This window comes from Microbacterium sp. NPDC076895 (assembly GCF_040687115.1).
Taxonomy (GTDB): Bacteria; Actinomycetota; Actinomycetes; order Actinomycetales; family Microbacteriaceae; genus Microbacterium.
Genome location: NZ_JBFBMQ010000005.1, coordinates 160,629 through 176,219, shown reverse-complemented (window position 1 = coordinate 176,219; position 15,591 = coordinate 160,629). Strand labels below are relative to the sequence as shown.

General features: G+C 66.1%; 15 protein-coding genes. 8 read left to right on the top strand and 7 right to left on the bottom strand.

Features of this window, described 5'->3' with window-relative positions:
- Positions 1-2: 2 nt before the first annotated feature.
- On the bottom strand, positions 3-635 hold the full coding sequence (locus AB0O89_RS06395) for a hypothetical protein (RefSeq protein ID WP_363495260.1): 633 nt from the start codon (positions 633-635) through the stop codon (positions 3-5).
- A gap of 59 nt (positions 636-694) precedes the next feature.
- On the opposite strand from AB0O89_RS06395, the gene AB0O89_RS06390 reads away from it, so the two are divergent.
- Positions 695-2,119: a PLP-dependent aminotransferase family protein gene (locus tag AB0O89_RS06390; protein WP_363495257.1), complete on the top strand. Its 1,425-nt coding sequence runs from the start codon at positions 695-697 to the stop codon at positions 2,117-2,119.
- 22 nt (positions 2,120-2,141) lie between these two features.
- Here the strand turns inward: AB0O89_RS06390 and AB0O89_RS06385 are convergent, their stop codons facing one another.
- Complete coding sequence (locus AB0O89_RS06385) at positions 2,142-2,360, bottom strand: hypothetical protein (protein ID WP_363495254.1); 219 nt, start codon at positions 2,358-2,360, stop codon at positions 2,142-2,144.
- A gap of 122 nt (positions 2,361-2,482) precedes the next feature.
- Here AB0O89_RS06385 and msrA point away from each other — a divergent pair, with 122 nt between their 5' ends.
- The 5 genes from msrA (at position 2,483) to AB0O89_RS06360 (ending at position 6,447) form a co-directional block, all read left to right on the top strand.
- Positions 2,483-3,007: a peptide-methionine (S)-S-oxide reductase MsrA gene (gene msrA / locus AB0O89_RS06380; protein WP_363495251.1), complete on the top strand. Its 525-nt coding sequence runs from the start codon at positions 2,483-2,485 to the stop codon at positions 3,005-3,007.
- A gap of 160 nt (positions 3,008-3,167) precedes the next feature.
- Positions 3,168-3,641, top strand: a complete 474-nt coding sequence (gene ssb, locus AB0O89_RS06375; protein ID WP_363495248.1) for a single-stranded DNA-binding protein — start codon at positions 3,168-3,170, stop codon at positions 3,639-3,641.
- A 43-nt stretch (positions 3,642-3,684) separates the two neighbouring features.
- The gene (locus AB0O89_RS06370; RefSeq protein ID WP_363495245.1) at positions 3,685-4,206 is read left to right on the top strand and encodes a hypothetical protein; all 522 of its coding nucleotides are present in this window, start codon (positions 3,685-3,687) and stop codon (positions 4,204-4,206) included.
- A gap of 41 nt (positions 4,207-4,247) precedes the next feature.
- Positions 4,248-5,927, top strand: coding sequence for an energy-dependent translational throttle protein EttA (gene ettA, locus AB0O89_RS06365; RefSeq protein WP_363495242.1), 1,680 nt, complete (start codon positions 4,248-4,250; stop codon positions 5,925-5,927).
- A 7-nt stretch (positions 5,928-5,934) separates the two neighbouring features.
- Positions 5,935-6,447, top strand: a complete 513-nt coding sequence (locus tag AB0O89_RS06360; protein WP_363495348.1) for a thioesterase family protein — start codon at positions 5,935-5,937, stop codon at positions 6,445-6,447.
- A 5-nt stretch (positions 6,448-6,452) separates the two neighbouring features.
- Here the strand turns inward: AB0O89_RS06360 and AB0O89_RS06355 are convergent, their stop codons facing one another.
- Positions 6,453-7,364, bottom strand: a complete 912-nt coding sequence (locus AB0O89_RS06355; RefSeq protein ID WP_363495239.1) for an acyl-CoA thioesterase II — start codon at positions 7,362-7,364, stop codon at positions 6,453-6,455.
- A gap of 67 nt (positions 7,365-7,431) precedes the next feature.
- Between AB0O89_RS06355 and AB0O89_RS06350 the strand changes: the two genes are divergently transcribed.
- Both AB0O89_RS06350 and AB0O89_RS06345 read left to right on the top strand, forming a co-directional pair.
- A complete protein-coding gene (locus AB0O89_RS06350) occupies positions 7,432-8,097 on the top strand; it encodes a hypothetical protein (RefSeq protein ID WP_363495236.1) in 666 nt (221 codons plus the stop codon).
- 56 nt (positions 8,098-8,153) lie between these two features.
- Complete coding sequence (locus tag AB0O89_RS06345) at positions 8,154-9,719, top strand: APC family permease (protein WP_363495233.1); 1,566 nt, start codon at positions 8,154-8,156, stop codon at positions 9,717-9,719.
- A 20-nt stretch (positions 9,720-9,739) separates the two neighbouring features.
- Here the strand turns inward: AB0O89_RS06345 and AB0O89_RS06340 are convergent, their stop codons facing one another.
- From AB0O89_RS06340 to pepN, 4 genes are all read right to left on the bottom strand, one after another.
- The gene (locus AB0O89_RS06340) at positions 9,740-11,407 is read right to left on the bottom strand and encodes an FAD-binding dehydrogenase (protein ID WP_363495230.1); all 1,668 of its coding nucleotides are present in this window, start codon (positions 11,405-11,407) and stop codon (positions 9,740-9,742) included.
- Between the two features lie 37 nt (positions 11,408-11,444).
- Positions 11,445-11,894 carry a globin gene (locus AB0O89_RS06335; protein WP_363495227.1) on the bottom strand — a complete coding sequence of 150 codons (450 nt, stop codon included), beginning with the start codon at positions 11,892-11,894 and terminating at the stop codon, positions 11,445-11,447.
- Positions 11,891-12,973: a mechanosensitive ion channel domain-containing protein gene (locus AB0O89_RS06330; protein ID WP_363495224.1), complete on the bottom strand. Its 1,083-nt coding sequence runs from the start codon at positions 12,971-12,973 to the stop codon at positions 11,891-11,893. Before AB0O89_RS06330 ends, AB0O89_RS06335 begins: the two co-directional genes overlap by 4 nt.
- A gap of 70 nt (positions 12,974-13,043) precedes the next feature.
- Complete coding sequence (gene pepN / locus AB0O89_RS06325; protein ID WP_363495221.1) at positions 13,044-15,587, bottom strand: aminopeptidase N; 2,544 nt, start codon at positions 15,585-15,587, stop codon at positions 13,044-13,046.
- Between the last annotated feature and the right edge of the window lie 4 nt (positions 15,588-15,591).

The following is a 15,591-nucleotide window of genomic DNA, read 5'->3' as shown; positions in this document are numbered from 1 at the left end:
TCCTACCTCGGTGAGGCAACGGGAGCGGCTGGCACTGCGATGCGCGGTGACGTCGCCCGAGTGCGAGCGGTGTCGAACAGCGGCAGCGTGATGTGGACCAGCGGACCGATGGTCGCCGCGAACAGCACGGTGCCAAGACCGACGGTGCCGCCCAGAGTCCATCCGATGACGAGCACCGTCAGCTCGACGCTGGCGCGAGCCGCCCAGATCGGCATCCCGAACCGGCTGCGCAGCCCCGTCATGAGTCCGTCGCGAGGTCCCGGCCCGAAGCGGGCTCCGATGTAAAGCCCGGAGGCGATGGCAACCAGCAGGATGCCTCCCACGAGCACGGCAAGCTGAGCGAGGAATCCACTGATCGGAGGCAGCACCCAAAGGGTGACCTGCATCGCGGTGCCAACGGTCAGGATATTGGCGAGGGTGCCGATTCCGGGGCGCTGGCGAAGCGGAATCCACACCAGCAGAATCGCGAGGCCGAGGATGTTCGTCATCCATCCGACGCCGATGCCCGTCCTGATCGACAGGCCCTCGGCCAGCACGGTCCAGGGGTCGACGCCCAGACCAGCATCCACGGTCAGCGCAGCTCCGACACCGTAGAGGGGGAGCCCGATGAGAAGTTGCAGGATGCGGCGAGGCATGGCACCATCCAAGACCAGAAGTGGACTGATGTGACCAGTCCAATTAGGAAGGAGTGGCCATGGAGTCGCGAATGTCTGCGCGTTCGCTGACGCTTGCTCTGGGCGGATGGCGCACCCGTGAACCGGCGTATGAGGCCCTCGCTGACGGCATCCGTCTGCTGTGCTTGGACAACCGCATCGCGCCGCGGACTGCGCTTCCGGCGGAGCGCGAACTGGCATCCGCTCTTCGGGTCAGCCGCAGCACCGTGTCGATGGCTTATCAGAGCCTTCGTGACTCCGGTCACATCAGCAGCCTGCGCGGTTCGGGAAGCGTTACTCTCCCGCTCGGCCGCCGGGAGGTCGGGCGCGTGCTCGGAACGGCGGGCACCATCGACTTGCAGCAGGCGAGCCCACCAGCGTGGCCTGGCCTTGCCGGGCACATGGCGGAAGTTGCCGCCGATGCGGCGACGCTCGCCTCGCGGTCAGGGTACGACGTTCTCGGACGCGCTGAGCTGCGGGAAGCCATCGCTGAGCAGTTCCGCGCTCGTGGCCTGCCGACCGAGGCGCGCCAGGTCATGATCACCCCCGGCGCCCAAAGCGCAATCCATCTGCTGGCGAGCGTGCTCATCGGCCGCGGCGATCGCGTAGCGATCGAGACTCCCACGTATCCGCATGCGGCAGACGCGTTGCGGCGTGCGGGCGGGCGGCTCGTCGGCATCCCGGTGACGGCTGAAAGTGGATGGGATCTCGAGCGCGTCGAAGAGTCCTTCGCTCGTACCCGGCCCTCCCTCGCTTACCTCATGCCCGACTTTCAGAACCCGACGGGTCGCAGCATGTCGGCGCACGAGCGCGAGACCATCATGGTCGCGGCGAGTCGCTCGGGAACCCGGCTCGTGATCGATGAGACCACAGCCGACCTCGACATCGATCGTGGGGTTCATGACCGCGGCTTCCGTGGGACCGGCGAGTCCCTGGTCGTGCGCGTCGGGTCACTCGGCAAGACCGTATGGGGCGGCTTGCGGGTCGGATGGATCCGGACCGATCATGACCTCATCGACCGGCTTGTGCAGGAACGCCCGGCGTACGACCTCGGTACTCCCGAGTTCGAGCAGGCAGTGGCAACGGGGCTGATCCCCCGGCTGCCCGAGATCGCGCGCCATCGCGGTGAGTTCCTGCGCGAGGGACGGGATGCCCTCGTGTCAGCGCTCTCGGAGCTGCTGCCGGAGTGGCGCGTGCCCTCGGTTGATGGGGGAGTCGCCCTCTGGGTCGAACTGAACGCGCCGTTGAGTTCTGCGCTGGTACTCCAGGCTCGAGCGGCCGGACTGCTCCTGTCGGCCGGTCCGAGGTTCGCGCCAGATGGCGGAAATGAACGGCACCTCCGCATCCCGTTCACCGCGCCGCCCAGCGACCTGCGCCGAGCTGTCGAGATTCTCGCGGACGTCTGGCCGGGGGTGCTTCGAGATGCTCCGCACGGTGTTCGGGATCTCTGGAGCTCACCGGTCTGAGCCGCCGGCCTCGGGTCAGATGTCAGGTCGACAACAGGAGCGCGTCGATGGCGTCATCCCGGTTCCCGAACTGTCCGAGCGCATGGAATCGCCGGTCGCTCGGATGGAAGCGCTTGACGGAGAAATGCTCGCCCTGGGCGTCTCGACCGACGCGCACGTGACCGATGGGGCCGCGGCCGGGATCGACAACGCGCCAAGCATCGATTCCGATCGGTATGAGCTGTATGCGTGATGCCTGCATCTGTGTCTCCCTCCGCGATCGAACATAGATCCGACCACCGACACGTCGCGGGGAACAGCAGTTCGCGGGAGACTGTTGTGTTCAGTGGCGCCGAGAACCCGGCGCCACAACAAGGAGAAATCATGCACACGTTCGTTCTCGCAGGCGGCTGCTTCTGGTGTCTCGACGCGGCTTACCGTGCTCTTCGCGGAGTGTCGTCGGTCGTTTCGGGCTATGTCGGCGGCACCGTCGAGAACCCCTCTTATGAGCTTGTCTGCACGGGCCGCACGGGGCACGCCGAGGCCGTCGCGGTCACCTTCGATCCCGACGTCATCTCGGACGACGTGATCCTGGATGCCTTTTTCACGATGCACGACCCGCGGCAGCTGAACCGACAGGGTAATGACGTCGGCACCCAGTACCGCAGCGCGATGTTTCCCGCCGACGACCACCAGCGGGAGCTCTTCGCGGCTGCGCGCGATCGCGCGGCCGAGTGGTGGGATGGCGGCATCGTCACCACGATCGAGCCCCTCGGTGAGTTCTACGCCGCGGAGGAGTATCACCAGGACTTCTTCGCGAAGAACCCCACGCAGGGGTACTGCCTGGCTGTCGCGGTTCCCAAGGTGAACAAGGTGCGGGCGCGCTTCTCGGAGTACGTCACGGCCTGAGGCATCCTCCCCAGCCGTCCTCGCGCGGCACCTGTCCACTCCTGAGCAGGGTCGTGCTCCACCGGGCGCGCTGGTCGGCGAGCCTGATCTCAGCGCTGGTACCCGACGGGCACTCGGGTACCAGCGCAGCCCGGAACGGGTCTGGGCGGGAAAGGGAGAAATGCAGGACACCATCACCGTTACGGGAAACGTCGCGGGAAACCCGGAGTTCAAGGTCACGGCAGGAGGGCTCGCCGTCGTGAACTTTCGGCTCGGGAGCGCGCAGCGGCGCCTCGACCGCTCGACGGGCACCTGGGTCGACGACGGCACGAACTGGTACAACGTCTCCGCTTTCCGGGGACTTGCCGAACACATCGCGGCTTCGGTCACGAAGGGCGAGCCGCTGGTGGTTACGGGCCGGCTACGTCTTCGCCCCTGGGAATCCGGAGGCAAGAAGGGAGTCAGCATCGACATCGATGCCGAAGCGGTCGGCCACGACCTGCGGTGGGGAACCACGTCCTACACGAAGCAGGCCACGGGGGCTAACGCGTCTGCTTCGCCGTCGAGCCCGGGCGAAGCTGAGGATGCCTGGGCGGCACCGGGCCTCGACAGTGCCGCCCCGGCTGTCCCGGTCGGTGGCGAGACACCGTTCTAGCCTCCCAGCGTGCAGTCGGCGGAGGGGCTCTAGACTCCTCTGCGTGTGCGCCGATCGACTGACACCGCGGCTCGTGCCGGCAAGATCTCGCCGAGCCGGCGGCATCGTCGGGCTGCTCGGAGCAGCCATCGTGGCCGGAGCACTCACGGGATGCACACCGGTTCTCACCCCGTCGCCGACCCCCACGGTGAGCATCACCCCGACACCAACCGAGACGAGCTCTGCTGCACCGCAACAGCTGAGCGAGGCGACGACCGCGGATGAGGCGCTGCCATTCTTCGCCGACGTCGTCGCCGCCGTGTGGGCAACCGATCAGCGCTTCCAGGGACGCGCCTACATCGACGGCCTCACTCAGGCGGGGTTCGACAAGTCGGCGATGGAGGTCACCTACGACGAATCGACCGTCGGTAACCCTGCGGAGAGTATCCAGTTCTCGGTTCGGTGGGGCGAGGAGTGCCTTGTCGGACAAGTCGGCCCCTCGACAGGAGACCCGGTGACGGCTGTCATGCCCGGCTTGCAGACTGGTCGCTGTCTCGTCGGAGACACCCGACCCATCGATTGGTGAGGCGCGGGCTACGGGCAGGCGGCCCGTAGACTGGTCCAGCTATGGCTGAGTACATCTATCAGATGGTCCGCGCCCGTAAATCTGTGGGCGAGAAGCTGATCCTCGACGACGTGACGATGGCGTTCCTTCCGGGAGCGAAGATCGGAATGGTCGGCCCCAACGGTGCCGGAAAGTCGACGATCCTGAAGATCATGGCGGGCCTTGACACCCCGTCCAACGGAGAGGCGACGCTCACTCCGGGGTTCAGCGTCGGCATCCTCATGCAGGAGCCCGAGCTCGATGAGTCCAAGACGGTCCTCGAGAACATCCAGGACGGCATCGCCGTCAAGGCCAAGCTGGATCGCTTCAACGAGATTTCGGGTCTCATGAGCGACCCTGATGCCGACTTCGACAGCCTGCTGGCAGAGATGGGCGCCCTGCAGGAAGAGATCGACGCGGCAGACGCGTGGGACCTCGACTCGCAGCTGGACCAGGCCATGAACGCGCTGCGCACGCCCCCCGCAGATGCTCAGATCGCGCAGCTCTCGGGTGGTGAGAAGCGCCGTGTCGCACTCACGAAGCTCCTGCTGCAGAAGCCCGATCTTCTGCTGCTGGACGAGCCGACGAACCACCTCGACGCCGAGAGCGTGCTCTGGCTCGAACAGCACCTGCAGAAGTACTCGGGCGCTGTGATCGCCATCACCCACGACCGGTACTTCCTCGACAACGTTGCCGAGTGGATCGCCGAGGTCGACCGCGGCCGTCTCATCGGCTACGAGGGCAATTACTCGACGTACCTCGAGAAGAAGGCCGAGCGACTGGATGTCCAGGGCAAGAAGGACGCCAAGCTCGCCAAGCGCCTGAAGGAAGAGCTCGACTGGGTCCGCTCGAACGCGAAGGGGCGTCAGGCCAAGTCGAAGGCGCGTCTGGCTCGCTACGAAGAGATGGCTGCCGAGGCCGAGCGCACCCGCAAGCTCGACTTCGAAGAGATTCAGATTCCGGCGGGGCCGCGCCTCGGAAGCGTTGTCATCGAGGCCAAGAAGCTCAAGAAGGGTTTCGACGGTCGCTCGCTCATCGACGGACTGAGCTTCAGCCTTCCCCCGAACGGAATCGTCGGTGTCATCGGGCCCAACGGTGTGGGTAAGACGACGCTGTTCAAGACCATCGTCGGCCTCGAGCCTCTCGACGGCGGCGACTTGAAGATCGGCGAGACCGTCAAGATCAGCTATGTCGACCAGTCGCGCTCGAACATCGACCCCACCAAGACGCTCTGGGAGGTCGTGTCCGACGGGCTCGACATCATCACGGTGGGCAAGACGGAGATCCCCTCGCGCGCTTACGTGTCGAAGTTCGGCTTCAAGGGGCCTGACCAGCAGAAGAAGGCCGGAGTCCTCTCCGGTGGTGAGCGGAACCGCCTCAACTTGGCCCTCACCCTCAAGGAGGGCGGAAACCTCCTGCTGCTTGACGAGCCGACGAACGACCTCGATGTCGAGACACTCCAGTCTCTCGAGAACGCTCTGCTCGAGTTCCCGGGCTGCGCGGTGGTCATCACCCACGACCGGTGGTTTCTCGATCGCATCGCGACCCACATCCTCGCGTACGAAGGCACCGACGAGAAGCCGGATGCCTGGTACTGGTTCGAGGGCAACTTCGAGGCCTACGAGAAGAACAAGCTCGAGCGTCTGGGACCGGATGCGCTGAACCGTGCCAGCTCCACCTACCGCAAGCTCACCCGTGACTGACTCTGCGATGACGGACACGGATGCGCCGGAGGCCGGCGGAGCTCGGATCCACCTGCCGATTCACCTGCGCTGGGGCGACCTCGACGCGTTCAATCACGTCAACAACACGTCGATGCTCAAGCTGCTTGAGGAGGCGCGGGTTCGCGCGTTCTGGCGGCCCGGCGCCGGCGAGATCGCACCACCGACCGCCGTCATGGACTCGAGTCTGCACGCGGGCGTCCTCACGCTGATCGCCCGGCAGGAGATCGAGTATCTGCTCCCGGTTCCGTACCAGCGGCATCCGCTCGATGTGCAGCTGTGGTTCGGCAGGCTCGGCGGCTCCAGCATCGACGTGTGCTACGAGGTATGCAGCCCGCGCGAGACTGCCGGCGAGAGCGGTCAGCAGGTCTACGCGCGCGCGACGACAGTCGTCGTCAAGGTGGATGCCGAAACGGGCAGGCCTTTGCGTCTCAGTGACGTTGAGCGCGATGCGTGGTCACCGTTCGTCGCCGAGCCGCTGCGGTACGGCCACCGTCGCTGATCCGATCAGTCTCGATCCCGAGGTACGCGGATCGTGATCTCCTGCGCGACGCTGGCGACAAGTGTTCCGTCGGAGGAATAGATCCTTCCGTTGGAGAGCCCGCGGCCGCCGCGAGCGCTGGGGGACTCCTGAACGTAGAGCAGCCAATCGTCGACTCGCGCGAACCGGTGCCACCACATGGCGTGGTCAAGACTGGCGACCTTCAACCCCGGTGTCGACCAAGCGACGCCGTGGGCGCGAAGCACGGATTCCTGGATCGTCATATCGCTCAGGTAGGCCAGTGCAGCGCGGTGGAGCGCCGGGTCGTCTGGCAAGGAACGCCGGGTTCGGACCCACACCGCTTGGTGGGGAACATGCTCGCCATCCACGCGCAGATAGATCGGGCCGGGGACATGGCGCACCTCGAGCGGCCGGTCGGTGAACATGCGCTTGTTCCTCGGATGCAGACCGACCAGGTGTTCTTCGAGGTCGGGGAGTTCGTCGGCGCGTGGAATGTCCGCGGGCATCGGCGTCGCGTGTTCGAGGCCCGGACCCTCATCCTGGAAGGACGAGATCATCGAGAAGATCGGTACGCCGTCCTGGTATGCCTGCGTTCGCCGGGTCGAAAACGATCGCCCGTCGTGAATTCGGTCGACCGCGAAGGTGATTCCTGCCGACGAGTCACCCGGGCGCAGAAAGTACCCGTGCATCGAGTGGACGACTCGTCCGGGCGGCAGCGTGTGGGATGCCGCTACGATCGACTGCGCGAGTACCTGACCGCCGTACACCCGCCCGAGGGGCATGGATTGGGAAACGCCGGTGAAGATGTCCTCGGTCGTTCGTGCCCCGTTGGAAGAAAGCGTGAGAACGGCCAGAAGCGAGGCGACCGGATCAGCTTCCACGACCTCGCCATGATGGTTCGGGGCGTCGTTGGTCATCGGGTCTCCCAGAGGTGCTGGTGTGGCCGCGAACGCGGCTCGTGTTCCGCTTGGTAGTTTAGGTCGGATGCCGACGCCCCTGAATCTCGCCGATGCCGAGACCGCCGTGGACGCGCAGACCTTCGCTTCCCGCGCAGCGCGCGTCGGCGACGGTGCTGTGCGGTTGCGGGCAAGCAGCGGCATCCTCGTCATGACCTGCGCACCGATTGCGCCGCGCGGCATCCTCGACACCTCACCGACCATTCTCGGCGTTCGCGTTCTGGCCGCCGACCCGGAACTCGAATGCGACCTGGTCGTCGACGGCGCATCATTGCGGGCGCACGGCGTCACACTCGAGCTGCCCGACGCGGGCCTGCGCGCGGCCTGGGCCGGTATCTCCCCACCGGCGTCGGGATGGACGGTAACCGGTGAGATCGCGTCGACCGATCTGGTCGCGGCGGCCCACCGCGGCATGGAGGAGGTTGCGACATCCGTCCCCTCCAATGCGGGCGAGGATGTCGTGCGTCAGATCCGTGCAGCGGTGTGGGGAGCGCCGGATGCTGCCCTTGGAGGCATACCGCGCGGGGTCGGGTTCGTGTCCAAGGTGCTCGGCTTTCTGGGACAGGATGCCGAGAGCGTGCCACTGCGCGAATCGGGACCATGGCGGCGGTTGTCGCTTCGCCGCGGGCATGTTCTGGTGCGCGGATCCGCAGCAAACTCGCGCGAATCGGGCGCGGCACAAGCGGCCAGGTAAGCGTCGATGACAACGGATGCTTGACCCCGAATTCGCCGTACCCCTACGGTGACGGAATGGCGACTGCACCGATTACCTTCACGGCTCCCGAGGGAAAGGGGCTGGCCGCCGGCACCCTGGGCCTGTGGGGATCCACCGTCATCGGACTGGCATCAACCGCACCCGTGTATTCGCTGGTCGCAACACTCGGGTTCATCGTCATCGCGGTGGGCGCGCAGGCACCGATCATCTTCGTGCTGGCGTTCGTGCCGATGCTCTTCATCGCCTACGCATACCGGGAACTCAACCGTGAGATCCCGGATTGCGGCACCACCTTCACCTGGGGAACGAAAGCATTCGGCCCGTGGGTGGGATGGATGGGAGGTTGGGGCGTCGCTGTGGCCGGGATGGTCGTCCTTGCGAATCTCGCGCAGATCAGCGGGATCTATTTCTGGGCGCTTATCGACGGCATCGTCGGCAGCCCCGAGGATGCGCTCTTGGCCGATAACGCCGTGTTGGTGACGGCAACCGGTGTCGTCTTTATCGTGGCGATGACGTGGATCAGCTGGCGAGGCGTCGAGATCGGCGAAAGGGTTCAGAACATCCTGCTGGGCCTGCAGTATCTCGCACTCGCGATCTTCATCGTCGCAGCGCTGTGGCACTTCTTCGCCGGCAGCGCACCCGATCCGACGCCGTTCGAGTGGTCGTGGTTGAACCCGTTCGCGATCGGCGACTGGAGTGGCTTCGTCCAGGCGATCCTGCTTGCGCTGTTCATCTACTGGGGCTGGGACACGACGCTGGCGCTCAACGAAGAAACGAAGGATCCGCGGCGAATCCCGGGCCGCGCAGCACTGCTCACGACAGTTATCCTGCTGTTCACCTACGTCGCGGTGACGATCGCGGCGATGATGTACGCCGGACTCGGTGACGGCCCGACGGGCCTCGGAAACGAGACCAACGCCGACGACTTCTTCATCGCGATCAAGGATGGCCTTCTCGGCCCGGTCGGGTGGGTGCTGGTCGTCGCGGTCATGGTCTCGGCGATCTCGTCGACGCAGACGACGATCCTTCCGACAGCTCGTGGCACCCTCGCGATGGCTGCCTACCGCGCTCTCCCCAAGCGGTTCGCGACAGTGCATCCGCGCTTCAAGACGCCATCGTTCTCGACCCTGGTCATGGGGATCGTCGCGGTCGTGTACTACGTCGGGATGACGCTCATCAGCGACAACATCCTGCAGGACTCGATCCTCTCGCTCGGGCTCGCTATCGCGTTCTACTACGGCATCACTGGCTATGCGTGCGTCTGGTACTTCCGTCGCGAACTGTTCACCTCACGGCGGAACTTCTTCTACAAGTTCCTGTTCCCGCTGCTCGGTGCGCTGATGCTGACTTACGCCTTCGTGCAGTCGGCCATCGACATGTACAACGTCGACTACGGGTACACGGTGCTCTTCGGCGTCGGCGGCACGTTCGTTCTGGGAGTCGGCGCGCTCGCCTTCGGCGTGCTGCTGATGTTCCTGTGGTTCCTCTTCCCGCGCGCGAAGTCGTTCTTCCGCGGCGAGAGCCTCAACCGCGACACGCCGGTCATGGTCCGCGACGAGCCGTCAGCGTACGGTCGCTCGGTGGACGGCGGACTGGCCTGACGTCAGGCCGCGTGACTCGGTCACACGGCCGCTGCTGCGCCCCGTCCAGCCGCGCGGCCCGAGAACAGGCATCCTCCGACGAAGGTGCCTTCGAGCGCGCGATAGCCGTGCACGCCGCCGCCGCCGAACCCGCTGGCCTCGCCCGCGGCAAACAGACCCTCGATCGGCTCGCCGCCGGCTCCGAGCACCCGCCCGGACAGGTCAGTCTCGATGCCGCCGAGCGACTTGCGCGTCAACACGTGGAGCTTGACGGCGATGAGCGGACCGGCGTCGGGGTCGGTGATGCGGTGCGGTGCGGCGGTTCGCACGAGCCGATCGCCGCGGTACGCGCGCGCCGAGCGCAGCATCGCCACTTGTGCATCCTTGGTGAAGTCGTTGTCCATCTCGCGGTCGCGCGCCTCGACCTCAAAGCGCACACGGTCGGCATCCAAGGCGTCGCCGCCGGGGAGCTCCCGCATGCCCTCGATGAGGCTGTCGAGGTCGTCGCGGATGACGAAGTCGGCACCGTGGTCGATGAACGCTTGCACGGGTCCCGCAGCGCCCTTTCCGAGCCGTGAGCGCAGCAACAGTCGCACGTCTTTGCCGGTGAGGTCGGGGTTCTGCTCGCTGCCCGAAAGTGTGAATTCCTTCTCGACGATCCGCTGTGACAACACGAACCAGGAATGGTCGTGGCCGGTCGCGCGAAGGTGCGCGAGGGTGCCGAGCGTGTCGAAGCCCGGAAACAGTGGCACGGGGAGGCGCGCCCCCGTGGCATCCAGCCAGATCGAGGACGGACCGGGCAGGATGCGGATGCCGTGCAGCGGCCAGATCGGATCCCAGTTCTGGATGCCCTCGACGTAGTGCCACATGCGGTCGCGGTTGATGAGGTTTGCGCCCGCGGCCTCGGTGACGTCGAGCATGGCGCCGTCGACGTATGCGGGCACACCCGTGACCATGTCTGCGGGGGCCGTCCCCAGTCGCTCGGGCCACCACCTGCGCACCAGGTCGTGGTTCCCGCCGATGCCTCCGGATGCGACGATCGTGGCGCCAGCCTCGATCTCGAAGCTTCCGACGACATCCCGTGAGGTTTCCACACCACGGGCGGCGCTGGAGGGCGCGAGAACATCGCCGGCAGCCCCCGTCACTGCACCGTCTCGCACCGTGAGTGAGGTCACGCGGTGGCGAGCGAGCACGATCAGCATCCCGTCACGCTCGGCATCCTCGAGTGCCGCCTGGAAGGGTGCGACAAGCCCGGGGCCGGTTCCCCACGTGATGTGGAAGCGGGGCACCGAGTTTCCGGGGCCTCCGGCGGTGTAGCCGCCACGCTCTGCCCACCCGACGACGGGGAAGAAGCCAACCCCCCGCTCGCGGAGCCAACTGCGCTTCTCGCCGGCGGCGAACTCGAGGTAGGCCTCGGCCCAGCGGCGGGGCCAGGCATCCTCGGGGCGGTCGAAGCCCGCCGTGCCGAACCAGTCCTGTCGTGCCAGTTCGAGGCTGTCGCGGATGCCCATCCGCCGTTGTTCGGGCGAATCGACGAAGAACAGTCCGCCGAACGACCACCATGCCTGCCCGCCGAGGTTCGTGCGCGGCTCCTGGTCGAGGACGGTGACGCGCTTGCCAGCCGCGACAGCCTCTGCGGCGGCGACAAGCCCAGCCAACCCCCATCCGATCACGAGGACGTCGGTGCGGTGAACGGATGCTTCGGTCATGCGACTCCCTTGTCGTGAAATGCCGTCGTCCTGCGCGTCAGTTCTCTGACGCCAGCGGAATGTCTGTGCGACCGCCCGCCCCCGGCCCGATCTCGGTTCGTTCGAACGTGTTCACCATGGCATGTGCGGCGCGACTGAGGTAGTCCCAGAGGAGTTCTTCGTGCAGGGGCGACAACCCGGCCTCGTCGACGGCGGCGCGCATGTGTGCGAGCCATCTGTCACGCGCGTCGGGATTGACGTGGAACGGTGCGTGCCGCATCCGCAGGCGGGGGTGCCCGCGCTGCTGGCTGTAGGTCGTCGGCCCGCCCCAGTACTGCTCGAGGAACATCAGCAGACGCTCTTTAGCCGGCCCGAGGTCCTCTTCGGGGTACATGGGACGCAAGACGGGGTCATCCGCTACCCCTCGGTAGAAGCCGTCGACGATACGCACGAACGTCTCGTGTCCGCCCACCGCCTCGTAGAAGGACTGCTGCTCGGGCGTGCTCACTTCTCTGCTTCCTCGGATGCTTCAGAGTCGGCATCCGTCTTCTTGCTCGTTCGCTTGGCGCGCCAAACGGGCCGATCCGGAACCCCAGGATGCGCGACCGGCGTCGGCTTTGTCCGGGGTGGATTGGCCCCGCGCACCCGGCCGGCAGTCTCGAGACCCGACAGCATGATCGAGTTCATCTGCGGCAGGGTCAGACCCAGGCTGTCGATCGCGCGCTTGAGCCTCATGCGCAGTTCGCGGGCGACGTCATCCTTCGCCCCGGCCCGCGTCTTGATGACGATCCGGATGACGAGGGCGTCGCCCGACACCGATTCCAGTCCCCAGACCTCGGGTTCCTCGATGATGCGGCTGCGCCACTTCGGCTCCTGCGCGAGGGCGCGTGCGGCGTCGAGCATCGCTTGTTCGACCTCGTCCACGTCGGCGTCGACGGGCACGGCAAGGTCGATGATCGCGCGTGACCACCCCTGAGACATGTTGCCGATGCGGGTGATCTCGCCGTTACGCACGAACCACAGCGTTCCGTTGACGTCACGCACCTGCGTGATGCGCACGCTGACGTACTCGACGACACCCGTGGCAAGGCCGAGGTCGGCGACGTCGCCGATGCCGACCTGGTCTTCGGCGACGATGAAGATCCCGTTGAGCACATCCTTGACGATGTTCTGGGCGCCGAATCCGAGGCCTGCCCCGATGGCTGCGCTCAGCAGCGTGAACGAGCCCATCACCTGTGGGCCGGCGAGGATCAGGATGATCAGCAGGATCGCGACGATGACGACGGTCACGTTGACGATGTTCTGCATGATGGACCCGAGCGTGCGGGTGCGCTGCACCAAGCGAACGGATGCCAGCGGCGACCGCTCGAGTGCCTGTGTGTCATCGACGCGAGCACGGGACTTGGCGCCTTCGACGATCCGGCGAACGACTCGTCGGATGATCAGGCGCAGCACCCAGACGACCACCACGGCGCTCGCGAGGACGATGGCGATCTGCAGAAGCGTGCCGCCGATCTCACCGAGCAGCTTCACAAAGTCGTCCCAGAGGCTTGTACTCGGGGCGGGTGCCGTTTCGAACCTGTGCATCAGTCGAATCCTAGGACCCGCGCCCCGAGTGATACCGGATCACTCGGGGCGCGGGTCGTGCGGGTGGGGCTCAGTGCGCGTCGCGCTCCTGCACGGCCAGGGCACGCTCGACCCCGGCGAGGTTCTCTGCCACGAGTCGGCGCAGTGCTGCCGGCGCTGCCGGGTTGGCGGTGAGCCACGTTCGCGTCGCGTCGCGAAGCGCGGCGTTCGCCAAGGGCGCGGGGTACAGGCCGAGCACAAGGTACTCAGCGATCTTGTACGTACGTGATTCCCAGACCGGAAGCAGCATCGCGAAGTACTGGTCAACGAACTCATCGAGAAGCAGCACACCGGCAGGGTGCGTGAAGCCGAGACCTGCGGCACGCACGAGCGTGTTGGGCAGGCGATCGGAATCGACCAACGACGACCATGCAGCACTCTTCGCTTCGGGGGTCGGCAGCGCAGCCTTGGCCTGCGCGGCGAACTCAGCGCCCTTGGCCGTGTTATCTGCGGCCAGCGCCTCGTCGATGACGCCCTCGGTGATGACCCCGCCTGCAGCCAGCGACACGAGTAGCTGCCACGACAGGTCGGTGTCGATCGTGAGCCCGTCGAGGCTGATCTCGCCGGCGCGCAGGGCTCGCACGGTCTCCCAGTGTTCCGGGGTCGCAGCTGAGCTTGCGAACGCCGTGACGAACTGCAGTTGGCTGTCGCTTCCGGCATCCGCGGCCTGAGCCAGCGTCCACAGTCCGTCGGCGACCTTCTGTCGTGACGCGTCACGCTTGTCGGGGCTCACGTAGGAGTTCGCCGCCAGCTGCAACTGCGCGAGCGTGGTGCGCACCGTGGTCGACTCGGTCTCGGAGCCGATGTTCCCCAGGACCAGGTCGATGTAGTCGGATGCTGAGGCCTCGGCATCCCGCGTCTGATCCCACGCCGCGCCCCAGACCAGCGACCGGGCAAGCGGGTCGGAGATCTTCGAGAGATGGTCGATCGCCGTCTGCAGGGAGCGCTCGTCGAGACGGATCTTCGCGTACGCGAGGTCGTGGTCGTTCAGGAGCACCAGGTCGGGCCGGGCGAGACCGACGAGCTCTGGAACGTCCGTGAGGTCGCCATCGACATCCAACTCCGTGAAGTGCGTGCGCACGAGCTCACCGTTCTGGAGGTCGTAGAAGCCGACGCCGAGCCGGTGGGGGCGGATGGTCGGGTAGTCAGAAGGGGCGGTCTGAACGATCTTGAACGCCGAGATCGTGCCATCGGCGGCCTCGACAATCGCGGGGGAGAGGGTGTTGACGCCCGCGGTCTCGAGCCACTTCCTCGACCACTCGGTCAGCTCGCGCCCGCTGGTCGTCTCCAGCTCGGTCAGCAGGTCGCGAAGTTCCGTGTTGCCGTATTCGTGCTTACGGAAGTAGGCGCCCACCCCGGCGAAGAACTCGTCGATCCCGACCCAGGCGGCCAGCTGCTTGAGCACCGAGCCGCCCTTGGCGTAGGTGATGCCGTCGAAGTTCACCTGAACGTCTTCGAGGTCGCGAATCTCCGCGACGACGGGGTGCGTCGAGGGGAGCTGGTCCTGGCGGTAGGCCCAGGTCTTCTCCATCGCGTTGAAGGTCGTCCACGCCTCGGTCCACTCGGTGGCCTCGGCCGTTGCGATCGTGGAGGCCCACTCCGCGAACGACTCGTTGAGCCACAGATCGTTCCACCACTTCATGGTGACGAGGTCACCGAACCACATGTGGGCAAGCTCGTGCAGGATCGTGACGACGCGCCGCTCCTTGACGGCATCCGTCACCTTGCTGCGGAAGACGTAGACCTCGGTGAAAGTGACGGCTCCCGCGTTCTCCATGGCCCCGGCGTTGAACTCGGGGACGAACAGCTGGTCGTACTTCGCGAACGGATACGGGTAGTCGAACTTGTCTTCGTAGTAGGCGAAGCCCTCTCGGGTCTTCTCGAAGATGTAGTCGGCGTCGAGGTACTGCCACAGGCTCTTGCGGGCGAAGATCCCGAGCGGGATGACGCGGCCCGACGCGCTCGTCAGCTCCGAGAACGTCGACTCATAGGGGCCGGCGATCAGCGCAGTGATGTAGGACGAGATGCGTGGGGTCGGCTCGAACTCCCACGTTGCGACGCCCTCGCCGCTGGGTACGGGGTCGGGGGTGGGGGAGTTGGAGATCACCTTCCACGACGCGGGAGCGGTCACCGTGAACTGGAACGTCGCCTTCAGATCGGGCTGCTCGAACACGGCGAAGACCCGCCGGGAGTCGGGCACTTCGAACTGCGTGTAGAGATAGACCTCGCCGTCGACCGGGTCGACGAATCGGTGCAGACCCTCACCGGTGTTCGTGTACTCGCAGTCGGCGACGACGACGAGCTCGTTCTCAAGGGCCAGCTCATCGAGCGCGATCCGGGACTCCGCGAACGCGGATGCCGGAATGCTGCGCCCGTTGAGAGTGATCGAGTGGACGCTCCGCGCGATCAGGTCGATGAATGTCGACGCGCCTTCGGTTGCGGTGAACCGCACCGTTGAGGTGGAGCGGAACACCTCCGGGCCGGTGGTCAGATCGAGCTCGACCTCATAGGACTGCGTGTCAAGGACGCCGCGACGTTCCTGCGCTTCGATGCGGGTGAGGTTTTCTCCAGGCACTTTC